Here is a 22,084-nt window from a genome sequence, read left to right on the forward strand (position 1 = left end):
AACATTGCTGAGGAAGTTGTCTTCGCCGAAGATCTGATCCATGAGCATCCGCAGCCGGTGGTGTTCCTCGTCGCCGATGGCCACGATGATGACGCCGGTGGGCTTCAGGAGTTTCTTGGCCAGAGTCAACCGGCGTTCCATGAAGCTCAGCCACTTCGAGTGTCGGAAGCTGTCCTGCTCACCGACGTAATGGTCGTTGTACTGCCATGTCTTGTTGCCCGTGTTGTATGGCGGGTCGATATAGATCAGATCCACTGATTCGCGGTGAGTGTATCCGAGCATTTCGAGGGCGTGGAAGTTCTCTCCGTTGATCACCACCTGGGCGGGAGACTCCGGGTTGCCGGTGCGCACGGAACCCACGGCCTTCAGACCAGGGAAGACCACTTCGCCGAATTGCCGGGCAGCGGTAACGTTCGTGACCTTTTCTTCGGTCACGTTCCCGTGCTCATCTGAAAGAGTCAGAGAGTCACCGCTAATGGCACGGACTTTGTGGAATGTGCCGTCGGCTTCACGGATGACGGTGCGGCCGCGGCGGACCTGAGCCTGGGGCATCCGGATGCCTTCGGGAGAGTGCCTTTCAAAGACAAGCCCGAACTTCTTGGTGGTGCGCTCGTATTCGGCCTTCAACTTCGCCCTCAGAGCTCCGTCCGTCACCTCGCTCAAGTAGACCTCGAACATGCTTTTGGACATGAAAACTCCTTGAAAATCGCCGCGCACACGGACACCCAGCCTCATGTCTATCAGCAAATGAGTAGGGCACCGGTCAATCGCGGTCTTTCAGCTTCGTCCGTGGCACAGAGCCGGCGCCAAAGTCTTCACCACTCATATCCACTAACCGGAAACCCCGGTGGCATATGCGAAGGTAAGTGGACCATCTATCTGGGGGAGATACACCATGACAGCTGTGCCCGATGACCTGCAAAGAAGATTCCAGAAGTGGGACGCGAAGGGCCGTCCATCGCAGGAGGCCTTCGAGTGGGAGAAGAAGAACTGGCAAAAGTACCTCGGCAACAGCAGCATTTTGGAAGCTCTTCCGAATCCCATTGACCGCGCTGGCGTCCTGGAGACGTTCAAGCTCGTCCATGACCCCGACTCGGCTCTCGACGCATACATCGCCAGCTACCTCTGGGGCTACGCTAAGGCCGGTTTTGGCCCGTACCGTGCCGAACGGGTCATCCGTCTGAACACGGACCCTGAAAAGGGAAAGTACTTCGCGGTCGAACTGCATACCCTCTCTCAGATCGCGATGGCCGATGGCGGGACCGCTGCGTTCGAGCACGTCGTAGACAAACGACAAGCCGATAGGAAGTTCTTCGCTCAGTGGGGACCCGCCTTCGCGACAAAGTTCATCAGCTTCGCCACTAAGGCTTCAGACCAAGTGGCTACCACCCCGATCATGGACAGCATCGTCGCTGGATGGTTCACGAACCACTGCCAAGAGATCGGCCCCCTGTGGCTTACCTGGCACAGCACCAGTAGCTACCTCCGATACACCGAATGCATGGCCGAATGGGCAGAAGACCTCGGTATTGAACCCGAGCAGGTCGAACAGCTCATCTTTAGGCGGGACTGAGCGCGGAGGGGACTTGAGCCCCCGGAGGGAAATCCTTCGTCGCGTCTCTAGCCGAACCCAGGATGCGTTCGATTCAGGACGGCTGTAAACGACCCGTCTTCATCTCTTGCCAGCTCTGGTATGCGTAGCCCTTGGGTACCCAAGAAACCACGGAATTCAAGCCATTGCTGTAGAAGGTGCCCGCCCCCTTCCAGGAGATCGGTCCCTTTTCCTCAGCATCGACCTGGTCATCAGTGGATCGCACCCACCAATGCCATTCAGTGGTGTCCCACTTCCTTGCAAGGGCACCTCCCTTTTTGAGACGACACAGGACGCTATGCTCTCACCATGAACAGCCCGGCACTTGCGCCTGTTAACGATCAAGGTCTGACGACTGCGGATTTAGAAGAGATCCGGGAAGGTTTGGAAACTACGCTCTCTGAGCGGGGCCTGAAGCTAAGTCCTGTGCCGGTCACGCTGGCCCGTCGAGCGGACATGCACTTCATGGCACCGGATGCCCCACTCGACAAAACCATTGAAATGATCGCTGCTTCCGGCACTGTTCTCGTGATTCCTGATTATCAAGAGTTCGACCCATCCGAGTTGGTAGATGATGACGATTCCTCGGACGTTGAGCCACACCATGCAGTTTTGCAGACATTGGATACTGCAAGGCAGTATGAAGGGCAGTTATGTCGAGTTGCTCTCTATTGGTCCATGGACGGAATTCTGTGCTGCTGGTTCGCGTCTGCGTCTTGGACAGAGGAGTTGCAACGGGACTACGACAGAGCAACTCTCGCAGCTGGTGACGAGGAATCTTCAAACGATGAAGCACGGCGTGAAGCTACCGCAAGCGAGGTTCGACGCATCGTGGCGGAACTGATGGAGAACCCAACGTATAGGTCAGCACCTCGAAACAAGAGGGCAGCCGTCGCCCGGAACCTCATTCCGGAGCCAAATAGTGAAGCCGGCTATTATGCCCTCAGTGCACTCTCCAGACGCGACACCGACGAAGCCGCGCGCCTGACCCTGGACATACGATCGCGGTTCGATGAGATCGCGCTCTCGTTGATGCAGCACCGACGATGGGTAATGGCATGCACTGCCGCGGAACGTAAGCAGGCAGCCCAGAGTTACCTGTCCGAGGTGGCCGATGGATGGTGTATGCCGGCAACGCTTGCAACAGAGCTGCGAGACCGAGCGATGGAACTCGGCCGGAAGCCCCAAAGATAGGCTTGATTCCCAGGGAATTGTGAACCAGGGTGCGGCCGGACAGCCTACCCCCGCTGACCGGGCACACCCGCAGACCTCACCAGTCCCCCGGGGACAAGTGGCAGAGATCTGGCTGGGGCCTACCTGCCTTCAAGCTCCGGCCCCTAGTCCACTTGCTTACCTAATAGCGGCCGACTATCGTAATAACTGCCCGCCATTGCGATGGATTGGGAAGAAGGCCCTTGAACCCCAGCCGGACGACTGGATCTAGGGCCTTTCGCATTTAAGCCGACTCTGGGGTTTTACGCTCAAGTATCAGGAGATCCTTCAACGCTTCGTAGTAGGCGTCCTGTCCCAGATGCTTGGCGTTGATGGCGCCCAGGAATATGTCAGGTATCCACAGAAGCGGATCGTCGCCGCCGCGGCAATGACTGATGCTGAAGTCGCGATCGACAACTTTCTGACCCCTGAGCGCCACAATATGGGCGATGTCCTTTTGGTTCTGGGCAGGCATCCGCGCTTCGCAGATGACGGTCAAGTCCAAATGCGTGGTGTAACGCGGTTGCCGCGTGATCCTTGGTTTGTTTAGGCGCTGAGCGCCAGTTCTGGGGTGTTCCCTGCCTCCTCTGTGGTCGGGGTGCCGACGGCCTGGGCCTGTTGGATGAGGTCGAGGCTGAGGTAGCGGCGGGCTTCGATCCAGTCGTCGTGTTGTTCGGCCAGGACGGCGCCGACGAGGCGGATGAGGGAGTTCCGGTCGGGGAAGATCCCGACCACGTCGGTGCGGCGGCGGATCTCCCGGTTGAGGCGTTCCTGCGGGTTATTGGACCACACCTGGCGCCAGAGGCCCTTCGGGAAGGGCGTGAACGCGAGCACGTCGGCGCGGGCGGCTTCGAGGTGGTCCGCGGCCTTGGGCAGCTTCTCTTCCAGTGCGTTGATGACGCGGTCGAACTGGGCGTGCACGGCGTCCGCGTCGGGCTGGTCGTAAACACTGTGGAGCAGGGTTTTCACCCAGGGCCAGGAGGTCTTGGGTGTGAGGGACATCAGATTCGCCGCGTAATGGGTTCGGCAGCGCTGCCAGGACGCGCCGGGAAGGGTCGCCCCGATCGCCGCGACGAGGCCGGCGTGCGCGTCGGAGGTCACCAGCTTCACCCCGGAGAGTCCGCGGGCGGTGAGGTCGCGGAAGAAGCCCAGCCAGCCGGCCCCGTCCTCGGACGAGGTCACCTGGATCCCCAGGACTTCCCGGTGCCCGTCGGCGTTCACGCCGGTCGCGACCAGGGCATGGACGTTCGCGACCCGCCCGCCCTCGCGGACCTTCAACACCAGCGCATCGGCGGCGACGAACGTGTACGGGCCCGCGTCCAGGGGCCGGGTCCGGAACGCCTCGACCTGTTCGTCGAGGTCCCGGGCCATGATGGAGACCTGGGACTTGGACAGGCGCGTGATGCCCAGGGATTCGACGAGTTTCTCCATCCGCCGGGTGCTCACCCCGAGCAGGTAGCAGGTTGCCACGACGGAGGTCAGGGCGGCTTCGGCCCGGCGCCGGCGCTCCAGCAGCCAGTCGGGGAAATACGTGCCCTGGCGCAGCTTCGGGATGGCGACGTCAAGGGTCCCGGCACGGGTGTCGAAGTCCCGGTGCCGGTACCCGTTGCGGGAGTTCACCCGCTCCGCCGAGGCCATGCCGTATTCGGCGCCGCAGACGGCGTCGGCCTCGGCGCCCATCAGGGCGGTGATGAAGGTCTGGAGCATCTGACGGAGCAGGTCCGGGGAGGCCTGCTCGAGCTGCTCCGACAGGAAACGGCTCGGATCGATAGAATAAGGTGCGGTCATCGCGGAGTTCTCCTTCAGGAAAGACATTGGACTGTCATTTCCAAGGATCACGCGGTGACCGCCTTCGCATCTGGCAACACGCCCGAGGTGGGCCGTTACACCACGCTAATGGACGTAACCCAGATGACTTCCCGGACACCCATGGAGGCAAGCTCGTAGTAGATCGTTTCCAAGCACTTCCGCCTGAAACGTTCAGTCTTGTTCTGACGCCTGCTCACATGAGTCACGACCGCGGACATGGGCGTCAGCTCACTCACAGCAGCAACGATCTTCTTCCGGCGCGCTTCACTTTCGTCCGTCCAGTGCAGTTTGATTTGCCCCCTCAGGCGCAAAGCCAGCAACTGCTCCCGAAGCTCTTCAGCGGAGTCATCAGGAACTACGGCAGCGCACACAAGGTACTCCTGGGAGTCCTCTGAGCGGTTAGCAGAGGACTCATCGAGGTAGGCGCGAAGTTCTGAAGGCATAAGTGGCACATATCTGAGTAGAGGCAAACTGGTGAACACGTAGAACTGTATGGGCGATCGTGGCGTGTATCCACTAGAATGATCTGACGGGTAAAGCCGCAAGTGGGACAGTCCATTAAGAAGACGTCTAGAAGGTTATCATGCGGCTTTAGACGTTCAATACTAGAAGTAGAAAGGCGTCGAAAATGAGCATCGTGAACCTAGAATTTTCCCGCCTCCCCACGCCCAAGGACCGTCAGGCATACGAAGCCAGACTCGCCAGGCTAAGCGGCAACTACGGGGCATCGGTCAAACGCTCGGCCAGGACACTTGACGCTCTTCAGGGAAAAGGACCCCTGCTCATGCATGGGTTCCGCCTCCGCGACGAATTCATCTACCTGCAAGAAGCGCCGGCAGGGGATTTCTCGGACAGAAAGGTTCCTCCGCGCGAACTCCGCCCACCTTGCACCGAGATTTCATCAAGCCGTGGTTCAACTCTCCGGATCTATCTCACAGCCCTGGCAATTGCTCAAAAGACCATGAGAGCTGGAGGACATCCCCAGTGGCTGCCCATCGTGGCGAACACCGACCGCCCTGGCTGGACCGATCTGGTCGCAACTGACGCAGAGCGAGCGGGCCACGGACTGACAACGCTCGAAGCAAAGGACAAGAGAGCCCGATCCGTCAGGGCAAGCTTCAAGCGGTTGGAGACAGCAGAACTCATTCAGTTTCCGAGATCCGAGGGCAAGCGAGGCGACTTCGAAAATTACGACCTATTGGATGAGAGAGGTTCCAGCAGGGAGCGACAACTCTACAAAGTGCCCGGCCCCAAGGAGTCCCTGACCACCTTGCCATCCGGGTTCATTGTGAATTCCTGGGTCCACGTATTGGAGGACTCCGAACTCGCCCTCCTACTCATGGTCGCTTGTGGCAAAGGGAGTCTGGCCGGTCCCTTTGTAAGCATCCCAGCCGAAACCAGACTCCTCCACTACGGCATAGGCCGCGATCCCTACTCACGCGCCCGCAAAACCTTGGAATTGTTCGGCTTGCTAAAGGTCGAAGAAGTAAGGCGTCACCGCGATGGCAAAACGGAAGGAGGAGAGAATCATTTCCTCCACAGATTTGAACGCAGAACAGAAGGCTTCGATGAAGATGCTCTGTCGACCGTCATTACGGTCCTAAAGGAGCAGCTCGCAAGAACATAGGCATCCAGCAAAAGGAAGTCCAGATCCGGGCCGTCAGTGCCGGGTTCCTGGCACTGTTCCTTAGCCTCGCTGTCAGTATCGGCGTTACCGCTCATGCAACTCGCTGCCACGCCGCCCGGACGCCCATTCTCTATCTGACTGAAATTAAGCTGTGCACTGGGCCTTGCACCCCTGTAACGACGACTGTCCCACTTCCTTGGAACCGAAACACCTTGGTGGGGGCTATAGCCACAATGGGACTGAGTCAGGGAGAGCCGGCCTCGTGGTGCACGGCGTGTTCCTGAGCTGTCATGCCGGTATCAATCCAAATTTCGTCGGGCAAGAATCCGGCTCCCACCCGATTTCCTCCGATGTTTAGTCGCTTCCAAGTCAGCTCGTTGGCAATGTCTCCTGCAAACTTACTCACTCCCCGGAGGGCTACGGCCAGCTGTTTCGAATTAGATCCCAGCCCGGCCCGCACCAAGGGATGTGCATCGCCTTGGGTATAAAGTTCCTTGACGAGTCGCTCGGCGACTGGGACATGCCAGCGTTCGTTTAGTCGTCTGTCGACTGCGTAAAGGTGAACGTTCCAAAGATCCGCAAGCCTGCCAATCCACATCAGTCTTTCGTCTCGCTCCCTCAACATCTGTGTTCGTGCCCCGTCGAGCTTGTCACCGCTAGAGCCTTCGGCACCGATCCTGTGCTCTAGGTCAAGATCGCTCTCTGCGTCCGAGAAAGCTTCCCAAGCATCAGGGAAATTCTTGTGGACCATTGCTATTTTCGCGTTTCGAAGGACCTCAAACTGCTGCCACGCATCCTCCAGCGCTTCGGAGCTGATAGAGAGAGCTTCAGAAAGTACAGGGCGGAGAAAACCGTAGAGCCGGGGAGACTCGTTTTCCAGAGCCCGGTCCGTGCCGAAGATGCACGCCAGCAGCTCATCCTCATCCCTGTGCCCGCTTGGCGCCTCCCGTGATAATAAGCGGCGCAGCAGGGGGTAGCGCTTGGAGGCGACGGCGGCGATACCGGCAGCGTAGAACAGAATAGAGCCGGCTATATGGTTCATCCGAAGAAGTTTCACGAGGCCAGAGGCCCTCAGCTGATGTGAGAATCGATCGAGCTCTTCTATCCACCAGCCGTCCGTGTCATCGCTTCCCCAGTACGCAAGGGTTGAGACCAAAGTGGCCGGTACCCTGCATGCCTCTTCTACTCTGCCGACCATCGCCAAGTAGCCGTCTTCCGCTTCGGTTAGGTTTTCCCCTAAGTTCAGCTCGGGGACGCGGCGAAGCCGGTCGAATTCCCGAGACAGTGTGTCGTGTAAACGGATGGCAACCCACCGTCCGGACAGTTCTCTCTTGGCAGTCTCCGCAGCTGCCGAGACTGTTAGGGGATGACGCGCTGCACGGTTCACCAGGGCGGCCAAGGAGTCTGCGAGGCGGCCAAAAGCAGTATCTGCATCTAGGGGCACTAGGTAGCCGTTCATGAGCTGCCTGAATTCTGCCGCCAACGTGGATTGAAAGCCGGGTTCAATCCACATCATTGTGTACCGGGAAGGATAGTTCGCTTTGATTGCACTCACTAGAGCAGGATCGTAGGTCGCCGACCAGCCGGCGATGATCAAGCCATAGTCGCGAAGGATATGCCGCAGAAGCTCCAACATCTCTGGTTCATAGACATCAAGTTCTGCCGTCGTATTCAGCATGGAACTCGGGTTGAGGTAGTCCCCATGTAGATGGACGATGCAGCATTCCAAAGTATGAAGCGGAGCCAATCCCGCCACGTCGCCCGCCGACGCAACGATTGTCGGCTCAATGCCTTCATCCCTGATTGCCTGCTCCAAAAGCCTGTCGAAGTTAAGCGTGACCAGAACCCGCAAGGCCCCGGCTTTGACCAGCTTGGCGATCGACCTATGCGCCAACGTAGGCTTTCTCGCCTCGGATTCATCGTCAGGATCGGCCGGTTCGAAGTATTCACGCAAGAGCCGTTGTCGCTCAAGCTGGGACGGCGCCAGCTTCTCCAGCAAATTTTCGTACCTGGCTTCCTCGCCAAAACGTGCTTCGTACCACGCCGCAGGATCCTCAGGTTCGTCTTCTCCGACAAGCACGGCAACCCGGGAGATCAGATCGGTCACTACACCCCAGGCAGTCAGGATTCCGCTCGGGGCAGAAACGCCAGCGCCAAGGAGTACTGCGTATGCCCCTGGGTTTGCCCGCAGAGAAAAGGCAAGTGATAACAGTGTGTCCTCGTCAAGGGTGGCAGTCGTCATGGAATCACGATAACGAGGCTGAGACAGCGGGCATCACACTAATGGAACGTGTCCCACTTCCTAGGAAACGGGACAGGATTGGCCTGCACTCCCCGGTCATGCCTCTGCTCGGTAGGTTTCGAGCTCGGCTTGGTCAACCCAGCGGGCAAGAATGCTGAACGCAGCCAGCTGTTCCAGCGCCAAATGCTCATCCGTTGGCCCTGCAGGCTGGTGCATGCCAGGGTTACGAATAGCGGCGTAAAGTCCCTCTGCCAGCGCACGGGCACCCCTGTGAAGATTTTTATAGGTATCGCTTGAGTCATCCTTCATTAGACGCAAACGGGGCGCGCCAACTTTGGGGGATTCGAGGCTGAGAACTTCGTTGAATAGCTTGGTTTCAGAAACGTTTTTGCGTCCAACTTTGTTTTGCGTTTCTGCGTTCACTCGGATAGCCGCCTGCATTACAGCTTGGTGGAAATGACCCGTGTTCCAGAACGCTTTGCCACTGCCCCAGGCCCATTCATGTAGTGCGCTTGCGTTCATCTCCGGCGCACCGCCCCCAAGACGCTGGGCGATCTCATCAGCCCTCTTCAGCAAGGCTTTCGCTCTCGAAGCTTGGTCTCGCAGCCACCTATATTTGGTGTCCGGGTTCGGCCGACCACTGGCCCAGCCTGCCGGCAACACGCGATCCAGAATCTGCTCGACCACAACGGCTGCTTCGCTCGCTGCACTCTGCGAGCCGCGCATAACCGTTCCCATGTAATAGACACCCGAACCCGACTGGTTAGGGCTGACCTGAGCCGTCACCTGCAGAAACTGGTCAATTTCTTGTTCAGCCCACTGAGCGTCCAGTCCAGCCACCAATTCTCCTCTATAAAAATCATCGGAACTGGGAGCCATCCTCGCATGCGGAGACGTCCAGACCGTTACAGCGAAATAGCGCCGTCAAGTTCCAGACGGGGAACTTCATCGCCATCGCTGGCGCATTCCACTTCCTTGAGACTGGGACGATGACGTGGCTCCCTCGCATCCACAATTCTGTCAGTGGCAGGTGTCACACTGTCTGCAATTAGGTTGGCCAGCCAGTCGTTCACGCCGGAATCCATAGAAGGCTGGACGATCTGGCCAAGTTGTGGGGGAAAACATTATGCCGCTCGTTGCACATCTCAATGGTTCGAGGACCGAGGCCCATCAGCTTTCAGCAGATGAATGGGCCGTTCTCAAGTCGGTCTATAAGCAACGAACTCTTACGATGACCTGCGGTCAACCTGGTGTCCCCAAGACATCCAAACTCGGTTTTCAGTACTTCGCACACAAGCCTGGCGCTGATTGCACACTTCATGCAGGTGGGCCGGAAAGTCCTGAACATCTGGCGCTTAAGGCCGCGGTGGAAGCTGCGGTAAAAGTGTGCGGATGGACTGCCACTCTCGAATACGCTGGTCCCCAGCGCAGCTGGATTGCGGACGTATTAGCGGAAAAGGAGGGACGACGAGTCGCCATAGAGATACAGCTTTCCCCGCAACAACCGGCAGAATTCGTCCGGAGGCAAGAACGCTACAAAGCGTCTGGCCTCGAATGTATTTGGCTTGTCGCACCACTCAACAGGCAGAATGCAGCACGAGTCCCGTCTTATGTGATCGTAGATTCCGCAGATAAAGTCATCATCGAAACCCCGACAACCAACCTCGGTGAACCGGGCGGAGATGTAGATCTAACTTCAGCTATCCGCAGCGCTCTGACCGGACACCATCTGCAATTCATTGACGCCACCGTCACCGCATTCAGCATCTCAACCGGCATGAAGAAGTGCTTCCGCAGCGAATGCCGAGCATGGATGACGATCTGCCGTCTTGAGCGCGTCCAGGTCGAAACACGGTGCGGCCTAAAGGGCACCGTAGGAGCAGAGTACTTCGGCAGACTGCACCTGGAAGACCGCGCTGAGAAGGCCGCCTGGCCGGTCATCCTCAAAGCCCTCTATGCCGAAAGCGACTTGGCCAGACCAGCACCACTTCGCATGAAGAACAGCAATGCAGCCGGGCACGCCTACCTCGGCTACACCTGCCCTTCTTGCGGCTACCTCCAGGGCGACATTCCCATGACGGAGGAAATCCGGAACTGGCACGAGTATGTCATGCCAGAGCCTGCTCCCATCCCGCTGAAGGCCTCGGCCTTACGGGCCACACATATGTGTAGAGATCAGGGCATCGGATTCTGTAGCCAGTCACCCAAAGACCCAACTGCCGCATCATTTCCTGATGGTCAGGTCGCACGAGTCTGGCACAGCCGGGAACTCCTCACTGACGTGCTTTCTCCCATTCCTCCGAAAGGGACAAGGGCGGCGGCAAGGGCAACGACCGGGCCGCAGTCGCATGATTCAGGAAGTGCGGCAAATAGCAAGCGCCTGCAGAGGTCAGCCGACGCGGCACAAAGGCAGCTACGCCCCAAGCAGTCGCCACCTGTAACGATGGCCCCAACCACCGGAGGACCCGCACCAGAATCACGCCCTGCAATCCCACCTAATAGCGAGGTGGACAAGGCTCCCAGGCAGCCGGCACAGCAGGAAAGCTGGTCGGAAGCCCGCCTCCGAGTGCTGGCCGCTAGGAGTCACTCCCCCAACAAAGTGACGGAAATGCCTGGAGTGAAGCCGGTGGAATACATGACGCTGAAGGAGTTAGCCAATGCCCTATTCATTGCAGTGAGCCTCCTCGACAACGGCCATGTTCTAGACGTTTCAGCTGCCCGTCGGAGACAGGGGCTCCATGACAATCTCCCGGAGCTGTTGGGAGAGCGCTACCCAAGGGAAACAGGTTAGGTTTTGCAAACCCGATTCAAGGAGTCCCATTTCCTTGGACCCGGTACACCCCTGTGGGACGCTCCCCCACTAACCGGAATCCCGCGGAATTCCTCGTAACCTGGTTGTCCCGCAGGTTGTCCCACAAGTCCCACGCCAATGATCCGTCACAGCTGGATCTTTCAGGACGCTCCACCGTCGTCCGGAGTGGTTACGTCCATAGAGGCACTCGGTGAACGCCCCCGCCATCTTGGCCTTAGGCCTCGGGCTGCTCCTCCTGTGTGGCATGCCGGGGAGTTTCTGGTGTGATGCGCTGGAGCAGAGCATCGTGGGCTTCCTGGAGAGCTCCCGCCCGGGCCTCGGCCGCGGCCGCCCGGGTCACAGCGGAGGCTGCAGCGGCCGCCGCGTCACTCTCCGCGGACCGCGCGGCCTTCAGCTGCTCCGCCATCGCCGCGCCCTGACTTTCAAGCTCGGCGATCCGGGCCTGGAAGTCCCTAACAGCTGTTTCATTTTCAGTCGATGCCGTGTCCAGGTCTTTGACCAGCTCGGCGACCTCCTGGTTCAAGTCCTTCTTCTCCTGAACCCAGATCGCTTCCGCCGCGGCATGGCGCTCGTTCGCCACACCGGACGCTTCCGCCCAGACCGCACCGGCCAGACGGGCCGCCTGTTCCAGCAGCACCGCCGGCGTCGCCGCGACCTGCCCGCCGGCGGACTGCTTTTCCTCCGCCCATTCCTTCAGATAGCGCGTCGCATCAGCGTTGCTCACACCCGCCGCCGCACGCACGGTGGACACCGTAGGCCGGCGCTCGTCACTGATCTGCTCCGCAGCAGCAAACACACGGTCTTTAACGCTCAACGTCACGGCGATAACCCTTCAAATAGTAGTAGGAGTAGTAGCAAAACTACTACTCCTACTACCATCCTACAACCACGTTGCGTCTCCCCGCGGTCCCGGCGCCAACCTCACGGGATCGCCGGAGGGGTGGGCCAGCGGGCCGCCAGGGTGGGCCGGCCCGCTGGCCCGGCCCAGGTTGGTTGGGCTTGAATAGCCAAGCGGGAGGCCCCCGCTCACCGAAATTGAGACGGAGCCCCCAGCGGGCGCCGCTCCCCCACCAGGGGTCTTCGCCACTTCAAGGACGCTGGCGACACGGCCTAGTTTGTGAGTGCCCGCGACCGTCTATAGAACGTTGCTCTGGACATTCCGAGATCGCGGGCAACCTGCGCAGCGGGGTCCCCGCCTTCAACCAGGCGGACAGCGCTTCTAATCTGACTGTCAGTAACCCGGCGGGGTCGGCCGCCAAGATCCTTCCCGGCTTCACGCCGTTTGCTAATGGAATCGGTAACGCGTTCGCGCTTGATCTCGTGTTCCATCTGCGCGAGAGCGGCCATGATCGTGAACAACATCGAGCCCATGGGTGTCGCGGTGTCGACGTCGCCACCCCCGAGGTTCAGGACGCGCAAGCCCGCGCCTCTACCCCGGAGTTCGTCGGCGAAGGCAAGCAGGTTCTGGGTGGATCGTCCAAGCCGGTCCAATGTCGTGATGACGAGGGTGTCGCCAGCGATCAGCGCGCCCAGGGCCAGATCGAACTCGGGTCGTGAAGCTCGCGCCCCAGACACGCCGTGATCAACGTAAAGGTCATCGCGTCGGACGCCGGCGGCCAGAAGATCCACCTGCTGCCGGTCGGTGGACTGCTGCCGCGTCGAAACACGCGCGTAGCCGATCAGTTTCGTCATGGGGCTGCTCCGGGACGTGTCTCGTAACTAACGGTGAATACACCGATCCAACCACAAGGTTTCGAGACATAGTTACGAGAATCGCCAGGTGCGGACGAACTCATACGATCCCACGTAAATTCGGGACCGCCGTTACCCGCCGTCGTTCAGTCGGCGAGACGCCTCATAACCCAAGGGTTTCGAGACAATCTGGTGTGTAGCGTTTAGGGCACCTTCATCGTGCGGGGTAAACGTGCGTATCGAGGTTGGCAGCGGCACTGATGCAAGAAAACATGCCTGGCTGCGCCGCTTGACGACCGTCCTACGGGCTGCACGCACAGGCGGTGCGGAGGTCGCGGAAGGGCGGTCTACGCCGGTTAGTCGCGATGTGGTTATAGCGGAGTGTGGTCCTCTACGAGTTGACGTTGAGTGTGGTCCTCTACGAGTTGACGTTGAGTGTGGGCAGCATCGTTCCTCTAAACGTGACTGCGCACTGGAAGGCGGCGCGCAGACATGTCGTCACTGTGGCATCGGATCCAGACGTAACCGCTCGCGCTGCCTGTAAGCAATGTTTTCTTACTCCTCCACACCCTGGCGCTCGGCTAACCCAAGGCAACGGGATCCGTCGTCGCGACGACGACGCTCTCATCGAGGGGTAACACCTCGCGCGGAAGCCGAACGGGTAATAGTTTATACATAAATAGGCTTTAGGGGTAAACTATTACCCATGGGACGTCGAGAACTTGGTCTAACCCGCGCTTCCGAGGACGCGATTGTCGTGCTCGGGCAGCAAATTCGGATGGCGCGCGCTGCGCGAGGGATGACCGCCGAGCATCTCGCTGGCACAGCCGGCATTACGCGGAAAACCTTGGCGGCCATCGAGCACGGAAGCGCCGCGAGCAGTATCGGCAACGTGTTCAACGTTGCGTCGATCGTTGGTGTCCCCCTGTTCGGGGTCGACGACCCCAGTGAACTCATCGCGCTCCGCCGACGAGGCGAGGAACGACTCGCACTGCTTCCCACACGTGTCGACAAGAAGCGAAAGGACAACGACGATGGCCTCGACTTCTGACATCTATGTGTGGGCGTGGCTGCCCGAGGCGACCGAACCGGTGCCCGCTGGCCGTCTTCGGGAGGGTGCGCCCGGCCAGTTCTCCTTCGACTACGGTCGGCGGTACCTGGAGCGCCGCAACGCCATCTCCCTAGCTCCAACCCTCCCGCTATCCGAGCGAACGTTCGGGCCCACTGGGTCAATGGGGCTACCTGGTGCTCTGCGCGACGCTTCACCAGATGCATGGGGGCGGCGCGTCGTTCAGTACCAAGTCACCGGTGACCGAGGTGACGACGCCGACACGGGTGACCTTGACGAACGCACATATCTCTTGAACTCCGGCTCCAACCGCTTCGGCGCTATCGATTTCCAGAGGTCAGTCACCGACTACGTCCCGCGTGCTACGGCGCCCGCCCCGCTGGAAACTCTCCTGAACGCCGCAGACCTCGTTGAAGCCGGAGGCGATCTGCCGTTCGAACTCGAGCGAGCTCTCCTGAGCGGTACAGCGATGGGTGGGGCGCGCCCGAAGTCCGTCATCCACGACTCTGGTCGCGAGTACATAGCGAAGTTCACCGCGTCCAATGACCACTTCCCTGTGGTCGGGGCAGAGGCAGCGAGCATGTTTCTCGCCGAGAAGGCGGGGCTCAACGTCGCTCGAACTCGCGTCGAGAGCGTCCTCGGTCGGGGTGTCTTGCTGGTTGAGCGATTCGACCGAACGAACGACGGCGGGCGCATCCTTGCGACGAGCGCCCTGACCCTGACCGGCTTAGACGAGCTGCAGGCGCGCAGCGGCAGCTATGTCGAGTTTCTGGACGCTCTTCGCAGCAACGGCGCGCCCGAGGGTACTGCCTCCGAACTCTTCGCACGCATCGCATTCAGCATGTCAATCTCCAACTCCGACGACCACCTTCGGAACCACGCGGCGCTCTGGGACGGATCTGTAGCGATACTCAGCCCCGCCTATGACCTTTCGCCCATGCGGCGTAGCGGAGAGACGGCTTCGCAGGCCATCGCATATGACAGGAACGGGACAAGGCGGAACAACTTATCTGACCTCATCGCCGCCCGTAGTCTCTATGACCTGACCAGAGACGAGGCCAACAACATCGTTGCCCGAATCGAAGACGCTATTCGTGAGCACTGGGCGGAGGCTGCGGACTTTGGAATGCTGACCAGCGCCGACAGGCGCCTCCTGTGGGGGCGGCAGTTTCTCAATCCCGGCACCCTCTACGGTTTCCGCGATCGGTGAAGTTCGACCATGGGCAAAATCGCCCAGGCGATTGTTTCGATCAGCACTCAGGAACCGCCGGCACGCCGCCCGCCCAGGGACCCTAGTGCCCGAGCGACGCCGAGATCTATCCACCCACTAACTGACAGCACCGCACTGCCCTAATGCAATCTCTCTAACCCGCCCGTTGAAGGATCCCTCAACGGACGGTCCATGAGCGAATGGATCAGGGGTTGAGCGTGGACAGCACTCTTGTGCGAAGCAGCTGGTACTCGCTGACGTACGCTCGGGGTCCTCCTGGGGGTCGGACGACAACGCGGGGTTCCCCGATGATGCGGTGTCTTTTGAATTGCTCTCGGGTGAGGTCGATCTCGAGGCCACCGGGGAACCGGTTCCAGTAATGGACTTCGTCCTCCTCGTTGCCGCCGCTGACGTCTGCGATAAGGAGATCACCGCCGAGCAGGTCTTGAACGATGAGAGCGGTGGGTCCGCACTGGCCGTGTGCCGCATTGTCGGGGTGCCACTTCGCGAGGCTCTTGGCGTCGAGACAGGTCGTATCTGCACCCCAAGACAGACGGAATGCGCGTTCGAGCTCGAGCAACGTATGGGTCATGGCGACAGCGTAGCAAGGGACCTACTGAACGGTGAGGGATCCACAAACCAACGCTGATGTGATGACAGCTCCCATATCGATTGGAATGGCTTGTTGTGTTGGGTGCAGCCTCAGGACTCTGGACTTAGCGATTTAGTTTGTGAGTGACGTTTCTTTGTTTTTGATCTCGAATCGTAGGATTCGGTCGGTGCCGGGGTAGCGGGTTTCGGTGGCGGTGAGGTGTATGCAAAGTTCGCTTATCGCGGTGGTTGCCCGTTGGGTGGGGAGCGGGTCGAGACGGATGGTGAGGTAGCCATCGACGCGGGGGTCGATGTCTCCGCTGCCGGTGAGGGCTTGCCGGACCAGGGTGTGGGCTTCGTCCTCGCCGCGGGCGTAGCCGGTGTTGGTCCGGACCTCCCTCGCCAGCGTTGATGCGGTGTTGAACGCGGCCATCCGGATCGCATGGCTGAGCAGTTTCGTTTCGGTCTCCAGGACCTGCTGTCCCGCGGCGATCTCGCCCAGCGGAACCCGGGCGGGGATCTCCCGGTGCGCTGCCTGCGCGGCCTCGAGAGCGGTTTCAGCGGTCAGTAGGTCCGCGGTGATCTTGTTGTGCATGGTGTTCGTGATCAGGACCGTGGATGTTCCCGGCGGCGGGGTGCGGGCGGCGAGCATCGCCGCGTCGGTCTCGGCCAGGGTCTTCTCATACCGGGTCCTGGCGGCCAGGACCTGCTGGTAGGCCTTGCGTTTGGCCGGGTTCGGCACCGACCGTTCCGGGTCGTCATCACTGGAGGTGTAGGCGTCGTGCGAATCCAGGGCGAAGCGGATCCGGGCGTAGCGGAAATAGTTTTCCTGCCGCCACCTGGCGCCCATCCGGTAGATGATCTCCCCGGCGGGCATGCCGGTGTTGGTGGTGAGGATGTGGATCTGCCGGGACCCGCCGGTTACGTCCATTAGCGTGGTGTAACGGCCCACCTCGGGCGTGTTGCCAGATGCGAAGGCGGTCACCGCGTGATCCTTGGAAATGACAGTCCAATGTCTTTCCTGAAGGAGAACTCCGCGATGACCGCACCTTATTCTATCGATCCGAGCCGTTTCCTGTCGGAGCAGCTCGAGCAGGCCTCCCCGGACCTGCTCCGTCAGATGCTCCAGACCTTCATCACCGCCCTGATGGGCGCCGAGGCCGACGCCGTCTGCGGCGCCGAATACGGCATGGCCTCGGCGGAGCGGGTGAACTCCCGCAACGGGTACCGGCACCGGGACTTCGACACCCGTGCCGGGACCCTTGACGTCGCCATCCCGAAGCTGCGCCAGGGCACGTATTTCCCCGACTGGCTGCTGGAGCGCCGGCGCCGGGCCGAAGCCGCCCTGACCTCCGTCGTGGCAACCTGCTACCTGCTCGGGGTGAGCACCCGGCGGATGGAGAAACTCGTCGAATCCCTGGGCATCACGCGCCTGTCCAAGTCCCAGGTCTCCATCATGGCCCGGGACCTCGACGAACAGGTCGAGGCGTTCCGGACCCGGCCCCTGGACGCGGGCCCGTACACGTTCGTCGCCGCCGATGCGCTGGTGTTGAAGGTCCGCGAGGGCGGGCGGGTCGCGAACGTCCATGCCCTGGTCGCGACCGGCGTGAACGCCGACGGGCACCGGGAAGTCCTGGGGATCCAGGTGACCTCGTCCGAGGACGGGGCCGGCTGGCTGGGCTTCTTCCGCGACCTCACCGCCCGCGGACTCTCCGGGGTGAAGCTGGTGACCTCCGACGCGCACGCCGGCCTCGTCGCGGCGATCGGGGCGACCCTTCCCGGCGCGTCCTGGCAGCGCTGCCGAACCCATTACGCGGCGAATCTGATGTCCCTCACACCCAAGACCTCCTGGCCCTGGGTGAAAACCCTGCTCCACAGTGTTTACGACCAGCCCGACGCGGACGCCGTGCACGCCCAGTTCGACCGCGTCATCAACGCACTGGAAGAGAAGCTGCCCAAGGCCGCGGACCACCTCGAAGCCGCCCGCGCCGACGTGCTCGCGTTCACGCCCTTCCCGAAGGGCCTCTGGCGCCAGGTGTGGTCCAATAACCCGCAGGAACGCCTCAACCGGGAGATCCGCCGCCGCACCGACGTGGTCGGGATCTTCCCCGACCGGAACTCCCTCATCCGCCTCGTCGGCGCCGTCCTGGCCGAACAACACGACGACTGGATCGAAGCCCGCCGCTACCTCAGCCTCGACCTCATCCAACAGGCCCAGGCCGTCGGCACCCCGACCACAGAGGAGGCAGGGAACACCCCAGAACTGGCGCTCAGCGCCTAAACAAACCAAGGATCACGCGGCAACCGCGTTACACCACGCATTTGGACTTGACCGACCCGCCGCCGGGGGTGCTGACCCGGCGGCTGATCTGGCGCATCGGAAACACTTCCCCGGTCGTACCGACGGGCACCTCAACCTTGGTGTCCGCGGCATTCCACGCCCGGGTTTGCCCGTGCCCGTCGGTGTGGGTGACCTCGGCAAAGTGGGAGGGCCCGATGTCCTCGGTGATGCCTTTGCGCCAGGTCAGCACGTCGAAGTTCTTCTCTGCCATGTGTTGGAAGAGGGCCGGGGACCAGCCGCCGCGGTCAAAACCGACCAGCACCCTCCGGTCATCGCTGACGATGGTGCGCAGGGTCGGAAGGAGACGGCGCAGTTCTCCGGTCAGCGCGGCCCCGGGCTCGGCCATGACCACCAGCACCGGCGCGCCGGCAGCGTCGGCGACCCAGGTTTCCTCGGTCGCGGGGACCGGGAACTTTAACCGGGTGGAGTGGACCTTCCCGATCTTCCGCGTGCCCTGGTAAGCGCGGACATGTCCGTCAACGTAGAGCACAGCGGCCAGATCCCCGCCGTCCTTGTGACTGCCGTTGAGGTGTCTGGCGGCAATGGCGGTGAGCAGGTCTCCGGCTTTGCCTCTGGTGGCCAGGGCGGCGGTTTTCCGGCGGAGGGTCTTCACTTCGGGTGCCCGGTCCAGGCCGAGGACCCGGCCCAAAGCTGCCGGGTCGATCCGGGTGATCCCCTCGGCGCGTGGTTCCCCGGCCAGGGCCTGGAACACGGCGCCGGTCAGGATGGTCTCCAGCCCGTAGAATCCGTTCGGTAACGCCCCGAAGACCTCTTTCGCGCACTCCAGCAGCCCGGTGTGCTCGAGGGCGGGCAGGGCCAGGAACAGTCCGGCCAACGGCACCCTTGCCGCCGGGGCGAACACCGGGGACGCGCACCCGAACAACCCGGACCGGGCCCAAGCCCGCTCACCGGACCGGTCCACCGGTGCCGGCAGCACCGGCAACTCCTCCTGCAGGAGCTCCGCTGCCGGCCGGTCCGGGTGCGCAGCAGCCGGCTCGTCCGGGGCAGGGGTTTCCATGGCCAGGGTGCGACGGACACTGAATTCAGAGACGCCCACAGCCGCTCCCACCGCCCGCAAGGACAGTCCCGTCGCACGCAGCGACCGGATCTGGGACATCAAGGCTTCGGTCAGCCGGCTGGGCCCTTTCGGACCGGACTTTTCCGGGGCCAACCCCAGCACCCCGGCCGCGCTCAGGTCCTGGCGCCACCGCCATAACGTGCCCGGATCCACACCGAACGCGGCAGCCACCTCAGCGACCGAACCGGCTTTAATGTCCGCGAGTTTCGCCGCTGCGAACCGACGGGACACGGAATCCCCGGCGTCCCAACCGTAGGAGAGCTCGCCATGGACGAAAACCCGGCCGCCTTCCTCGTCTTCGACCAGCGACGCGGCGGCGCCTATCGGGACGGCTCCGGCGTCCATCGAGGCAGGCAGAGGCAGCTGAGCAGTCATCGCACCCATCTTCCCACCCCGCTCATCACGACAAATTATCTTGTCTAGATTTTATCGCAAGCAGGGGAAAATTAACAGCCCATCATGTAACAAAAGCACCGGAATCACGCGGAAGTCACTCCCCAGCATCCTCCTGTGTCAGGAGCCCTGAGCCTCTGCTCGCAGGCTACCTTCGCTATATCGCTGAAACTACTGTCGTCCGAAACTTAGAGAGCGGGTCTTCTTTGCAGGTCACGGTTTCCTTTTGCAAACGGGTCCCAGCGCACTTTGAGAAGATGAGCGGATTTTCGTGGTGGCGGTAGCGGTTTCACCAACTGGGAGCGGCGTCCTCCAGTTTTTTGGTAACCCGGTAACGTTTCCGAACCCTCGTTTCTAGGTCGTAATCGCCGTACAGTTCAGAGTCCACGATGATGAGGCCCAGGCTCAGAAGTTCCTTCAAAGCTCGTGTCCAGGTGTCGTCGGAAAGACCGTACTGGCGCTTCCTTTCTGCCGGCAGGTACTTCCATTCGCCTTCCAGTGCCCCGCCTGTAAGTTCCAAGAGGATCAGGTAGATCGCGAGTGAGCGTCCGCTGAGCTTTAGGATCCAGCCGTTTTTCCAAAGTTGAATTGGGACGGCCACGTACCTGTCCTTGTCGATTTTCGGCCAGTCTTTTCCGTTCCCATCCGGATATAGCAGGACAACTTTTGCAACCTCACCTGCGGGCCGTTCGATCCTTGCCAGTTTTTCGTTCTCCAGCCAACTGAGAGCTTTGCTGATCTGCCGATGCCCGGAATTTGGGGAGAGAGCGAGCATCACGGCTCTACCCCGAGTTGTAGCCCTGGGTACCTCGAACGGATGGCGTGTGGCCTGCATCCTCATAGTGAGGTAGAGCCGCAGGCGCACTTCACCGCCACGACCGCCCCTCATTAGTTGTGCGAGAAAAGGGTCTGCTTGCGCTTGGTCCCGCCGCATGAAGACCACTGGGAAAGGTACGGAGGTCAGTCGCCTGGCCTTGTTCACCGCGGTGTTCATTTTTTCTAGTGCGTCAACAGGTTCGGGCATAATTTCCTCCAAGGTTTTTTACCTTCTTAGCGGGTGGAGCATTAATACTGGGGTTCTCGCAGTCCCTGGGGTCCATGTATTACTTACTAGATTCCGCACAGAGAGTCATTCCCATCTGCCACAGAAGTATATTCCGTCTGCTGCAAGAGTCATTTAAGTGTGCAGTGAAAGTCCCAAACCCCCTGCTAGCTAGGTAGGGGTCGGACCCTTGTTCTACCAGAAAGGGACAGGGATTATTAGGGACACAACGAACGTTTGCCGTCCTGGACTGGAGGCGTCGGCCACTGCTAGGGAAAGGAGGAACCTCGATTGAAGCGCGGTCTTCGGATCACTATTCGGCTGACATTGGCAGGGTTGGTTATCACAATTGACCCCATATAGGTGGGGAGGGAGCAGATGCCCGGCTCTCTCCCCACCCCTCGGCGACGGGCGTAAGGGTCACGCCTGGGTTGCGCTTTGAGCAGCGTGGAACGTTTCGTCCTGGCTCTGATTGAGTGGCTCAAGGACCTGCACTAAGAGAAAGGCAACGGCCATGGACTTTTGTTTGTGGTCGTTGCTGTTTTTTAGAACCGGCTTGACTAGAGCGTGGAAACGCAAAAGTAAACCGACGCTGGACCGTGATTTTTCTCGATTTCAGCGACTCTTTTAGAGCTAAGTTGTGCCCGATGTATGGCCTCATGCTCGGTTGGTATCCACTCAACTGGCGTGCCTTCATTCTGTTCCCGCGCGGCGCTATCAGCCGCTGCCCGGGTCGGGTAGCTCATCTCAAAGTCGATGTCGTGCGGGTGTGCTGGCCCATTGTGTCAGGTGAGTATCCGATGGTCAGTTTGTAAAACGTGGGTTTCATGTTCGTCCTTCCTGCGGTCGGGGCTAGCTGCCCCCAGCTATCAAGTTCACGAAACAGGACATGGTTGTGGGACGGAGGCGTGGCGAATGTCCCGGATGGAGTCTGTTGAAATCGTCAGCAATGTCCGTAATCGATTGCTCACCGGACACTTCATGGCAGAGTGTCTTTGCTCGCACGTCGAACCAAACTTCGCGCACGACTTCGGCATGTCTTACACGATTGCACTGACAAAGTGGAGCTTCTAAACACTTTTCGCGGCTTGTGCGCGATGGGTAACGTCCCACGAAGACGCAGGCTGTCGAACCAAACTTCGCGCACGACTTCGGCATGTCTTACACGATTGCACTGACAAAGTGGAGCTTCTAAACACCTTGCGCCGCTTACACGACGAGACGTCAAACGCCGCGCGCGCACGCAGGCAATTGCGAATCCACTTGCGCGAGTTCGGCATCTTGCACGCGTGCACTGACAAGTGGAGTTTCTAACACTTCGCGTCGCTCATGCGGAGAGTCATCCACCGCCCAGGCTCACAAAGACGAACGCAAC

20 protein-coding genes are annotated in these 22,084 nt (G+C 60.4%); 7 read left to right on the forward strand and 13 right to left on the reverse strand.

Annotated features, from left to right (window positions below):
* On the reverse strand, window positions 1–690 hold a 690-nt coding region (locus ACVWZ8_RS23805), incomplete at its 3' end, for a DNA methyltransferase (RefSeq protein WP_456506275.1).
* 205 nt (window positions 691–895) lie between these two features.
* Between ACVWZ8_RS23805 and ACVWZ8_RS23810 the strand changes: the two genes are divergently transcribed.
* Both ACVWZ8_RS23810 and ACVWZ8_RS23815 read left to right on the forward strand, forming a co-directional pair.
* The gene (locus ACVWZ8_RS23810) at window positions 896–1,573 is read left to right on the forward strand and encodes an 8-oxoguanine DNA glycosylase OGG fold protein (RefSeq protein WP_354184329.1); all 678 of its coding nucleotides are present in this window, start codon (window positions 896–898) and stop codon (window positions 1,571–1,573) included.
* Between the two features lie 327 nt (window positions 1,574–1,900).
* Window positions 1,901–2,785 carry a hypothetical protein gene (locus tag ACVWZ8_RS23815; RefSeq protein ID WP_354184327.1) on the forward strand — a complete coding sequence of 295 codons (885 nt, stop codon included), beginning with the start codon at window positions 1,901–1,903 and terminating at the stop codon, window positions 2,783–2,785.
* 262 nt (window positions 2,786–3,047) lie between these two features.
* On the opposite strand, the gene ACVWZ8_RS23820 is transcribed toward ACVWZ8_RS23815, so the two are convergent.
* From ACVWZ8_RS23820 to ACVWZ8_RS23830, 3 genes are all read right to left on the reverse strand, one after another.
* Window positions 3,048–3,302, reverse strand: coding sequence for a hypothetical protein (locus tag ACVWZ8_RS23820; RefSeq protein WP_456506276.1), 255 nt, complete (start codon window positions 3,300–3,302; stop codon window positions 3,048–3,050).
* A 47-nt stretch (window positions 3,303–3,349) separates the two neighbouring features.
* Complete coding sequence (locus tag ACVWZ8_RS23825; RefSeq protein WP_456506277.1) at window positions 3,350–4,591, reverse strand: IS256 family transposase; 1,242 nt, start codon at window positions 4,589–4,591, stop codon at window positions 3,350–3,352.
* 95 nt (window positions 4,592–4,686) lie between these two features.
* On the reverse strand, window positions 4,687–5,055 hold the full coding sequence (locus ACVWZ8_RS23830; RefSeq protein WP_456506278.1) for a hypothetical protein: 369 nt from the start codon (window positions 5,053–5,055) through the stop codon (window positions 4,687–4,689).
* Between the two features lie 185 nt (window positions 5,056–5,240).
* On the opposite strand from ACVWZ8_RS23830, the gene ACVWZ8_RS23835 reads away from it, so the two are divergent.
* A complete protein-coding gene (locus ACVWZ8_RS23835; protein ID WP_354184325.1) occupies window positions 5,241–6,239 on the forward strand; it encodes a hypothetical protein in 999 nt (332 codons plus the stop codon).
* A gap of 244 nt (window positions 6,240–6,483) precedes the next feature.
* On the opposite strand, the gene ACVWZ8_RS23840 is transcribed toward ACVWZ8_RS23835, so the two are convergent.
* The 3 genes from ACVWZ8_RS23840 to ACVWZ8_RS23850 all read right to left on the reverse strand — a co-directional run bounded on the left by ACVWZ8_RS23840 (window position 6,484) and on the right by ACVWZ8_RS23850 (window position 9,554).
* Window positions 6,484–8,481: an SIR2 family protein gene (locus ACVWZ8_RS23840; RefSeq protein WP_456506279.1), complete on the reverse strand. Its 1,998-nt coding sequence runs from the start codon at window positions 8,479–8,481 to the stop codon at window positions 6,484–6,486.
* A gap of 96 nt (window positions 8,482–8,577) precedes the next feature.
* The gene (locus ACVWZ8_RS23845) at window positions 8,578–9,321 is read right to left on the reverse strand and encodes a TIGR02391 family protein (RefSeq protein ID WP_456506280.1); all 744 of its coding nucleotides are present in this window, start codon (window positions 9,319–9,321) and stop codon (window positions 8,578–8,580) included.
* A gap of 65 nt (window positions 9,322–9,386) precedes the next feature.
* A complete protein-coding gene (locus tag ACVWZ8_RS23850) occupies window positions 9,387–9,554 on the reverse strand; it encodes a hypothetical protein (protein WP_456506281.1) in 168 nt (55 codons plus the stop codon).
* Between the two features lie 53 nt (window positions 9,555–9,607).
* Between ACVWZ8_RS23850 and ACVWZ8_RS23855 the strand changes: the two genes are divergently transcribed.
* Window positions 9,608–11,272 (forward strand): competence protein CoiA family protein, encoded by a 1,665-nt coding sequence (locus tag ACVWZ8_RS23855; protein WP_456506282.1) that lies wholly within the window; start codon window positions 9,608–9,610, stop codon window positions 11,270–11,272.
* A gap of 235 nt (window positions 11,273–11,507) precedes the next feature.
* Here ACVWZ8_RS23855 and ACVWZ8_RS23860 read toward each other — a convergent pair whose 3' ends face one another.
* A complete protein-coding gene (locus ACVWZ8_RS23860; protein ID WP_354184149.1) occupies window positions 11,508–12,113 on the reverse strand; it encodes a DNA-binding protein in 606 nt (201 codons plus the stop codon).
* Between the two features lie 290 nt (window positions 12,114–12,403).
* Entirely contained in the window at window positions 12,404–12,985 is a 582-nt protein-coding gene (locus tag ACVWZ8_RS23865) for a recombinase family protein (RefSeq protein WP_354184148.1), read from the reverse strand.
* A 706-nt stretch (window positions 12,986–13,691) separates the two neighbouring features.
* Here ACVWZ8_RS23865 and ACVWZ8_RS23870 point away from each other — a divergent pair.
* Complete coding sequence (locus tag ACVWZ8_RS23870) at window positions 13,692–14,036, forward strand: helix-turn-helix transcriptional regulator (RefSeq protein WP_456506283.1); 345 nt, start codon at window positions 13,692–13,694, stop codon at window positions 14,034–14,036.
* Window positions 14,020–15,264, forward strand: coding sequence for a type II toxin-antitoxin system HipA family toxin (locus ACVWZ8_RS23875; RefSeq protein ID WP_456506284.1), 1,245 nt, complete (start codon window positions 14,020–14,022; stop codon window positions 15,262–15,264). Before ACVWZ8_RS23870 ends, ACVWZ8_RS23875 begins: the two co-directional genes overlap by 17 nt.
* A 205-nt stretch (window positions 15,265–15,469) precedes the next feature.
* Here ACVWZ8_RS23875 and ACVWZ8_RS23880 read toward each other — a convergent pair whose 3' ends face one another.
* Both ACVWZ8_RS23880 and ACVWZ8_RS23885 read right to left on the reverse strand, forming a co-directional pair.
* A complete protein-coding gene (locus ACVWZ8_RS23880; RefSeq protein ID WP_456506285.1) occupies window positions 15,470–15,856 on the reverse strand; it encodes a YunG family protein in 387 nt (128 codons plus the stop codon).
* 132 nt (window positions 15,857–15,988) lie between these two features.
* On the reverse strand, window positions 15,989–16,840 hold the full coding sequence (locus tag ACVWZ8_RS23885) for a putative transposase (protein WP_456506286.1): 852 nt from the start codon (window positions 16,838–16,840) through the stop codon (window positions 15,989–15,991).
* A 54-nt stretch (window positions 16,841–16,894) separates the two neighbouring features.
* Between ACVWZ8_RS23885 and ACVWZ8_RS23890 the strand changes: the two genes are divergently transcribed.
* On the forward strand, window positions 16,895–18,136 hold the full coding sequence (locus ACVWZ8_RS23890; RefSeq protein ID WP_456506277.1) for an IS256 family transposase: 1,242 nt from the start codon (window positions 16,895–16,897) through the stop codon (window positions 18,134–18,136).
* Between the two features lie 28 nt (window positions 18,137–18,164).
* On the opposite strand, the gene ACVWZ8_RS23895 is transcribed toward ACVWZ8_RS23890, so the two are convergent.
* Window positions 18,165–19,649 (reverse strand): putative transposase, encoded by a 1,485-nt coding sequence (locus tag ACVWZ8_RS23895; protein WP_456506287.1) that lies wholly within the window; start codon window positions 19,647–19,649, stop codon window positions 18,165–18,167.
* Between the two features lie 307 nt (window positions 19,650–19,956).
* A complete protein-coding gene (locus ACVWZ8_RS23900) occupies window positions 19,957–20,703 on the reverse strand; it encodes a hypothetical protein (RefSeq protein WP_456506288.1) in 747 nt (248 codons plus the stop codon).
* Window positions 20,704–22,084: the final 1,381 nt, after the last annotated feature.

The organism is Arthrobacter sp. UYCu723, from assembly GCF_054059215.1.

What these genes read in the sequence shown, in the direction of transcription:
- ACVWZ8_RS23810 (WP_354184329.1), top strand. Translation starts at nt 896, where the DNA reads ATGACAGCTGTGCCCGATGACCTGCAAAGAAGATTCCAGAAGTGGGAC.
- ACVWZ8_RS23815 (WP_354184327.1), top strand. Translation starts at nt 1,901, where the DNA reads ATGAACAGCCCGGCACTTGCGCCTGTTAACGATCAAGGTCTGACGACT.
- ACVWZ8_RS23825 (WP_456506277.1), bottom strand. Translation starts at nt 4,591, where the DNA reads ATGACCGCACCTTATTCTATCGATCCGAGCCGTTTCCTGTCGGAGCAG.
- ACVWZ8_RS23830 (WP_456506278.1), bottom strand. Translation starts at nt 5,055, where the DNA reads ATGCCTTCAGAACTTCGCGCCTACCTCGATGAGTCCTCTGCTAACCGC.
- ACVWZ8_RS23835 (WP_354184325.1), top strand. Translation starts at nt 5,241, where the DNA reads ATGAGCATCGTGAACCTAGAATTTTCCCGCCTCCCCACGCCCAAGGAC.
- ACVWZ8_RS23840 (WP_456506279.1), bottom strand. Translation starts at nt 8,481, where the DNA reads ATGACGACTGCCACCCTTGACGAGGACACACTGTTATCACTTGCCTTT.
- ACVWZ8_RS23855 (WP_456506282.1), top strand. Translation starts at nt 9,608, where the DNA reads ATGCCGCTCGTTGCACATCTCAATGGTTCGAGGACCGAGGCCCATCAG.
- ACVWZ8_RS23865 (WP_354184148.1), bottom strand. Translation starts at nt 12,985, where the DNA reads ATGACGAAACTGATCGGCTACGCGCGTGTTTCGACGCGGCAGCAGTCC.
- ACVWZ8_RS23870 (WP_456506283.1), top strand. Translation starts at nt 13,692, where the DNA reads ATGGGACGTCGAGAACTTGGTCTAACCCGCGCTTCCGAGGACGCGATT.
- ACVWZ8_RS23875 (WP_456506284.1), top strand. Translation starts at nt 14,020, where the DNA reads ATGGCCTCGACTTCTGACATCTATGTGTGGGCGTGGCTGCCCGAGGCG.
- ACVWZ8_RS23880 (WP_456506285.1), bottom strand. Translation starts at nt 15,856, where the DNA reads ATGACCCATACGTTGCTCGAGCTCGAACGCGCATTCCGTCTGTCTTGG.
- ACVWZ8_RS23890 (WP_456506277.1), top strand. Translation starts at nt 16,895, where the DNA reads ATGACCGCACCTTATTCTATCGATCCGAGCCGTTTCCTGTCGGAGCAG.
- ACVWZ8_RS23895 (WP_456506287.1), bottom strand. Translation starts at nt 19,649, where the DNA reads ATGACTGCTCAGCTGCCTCTGCCTGCCTCGATGGACGCCGGAGCCGTC.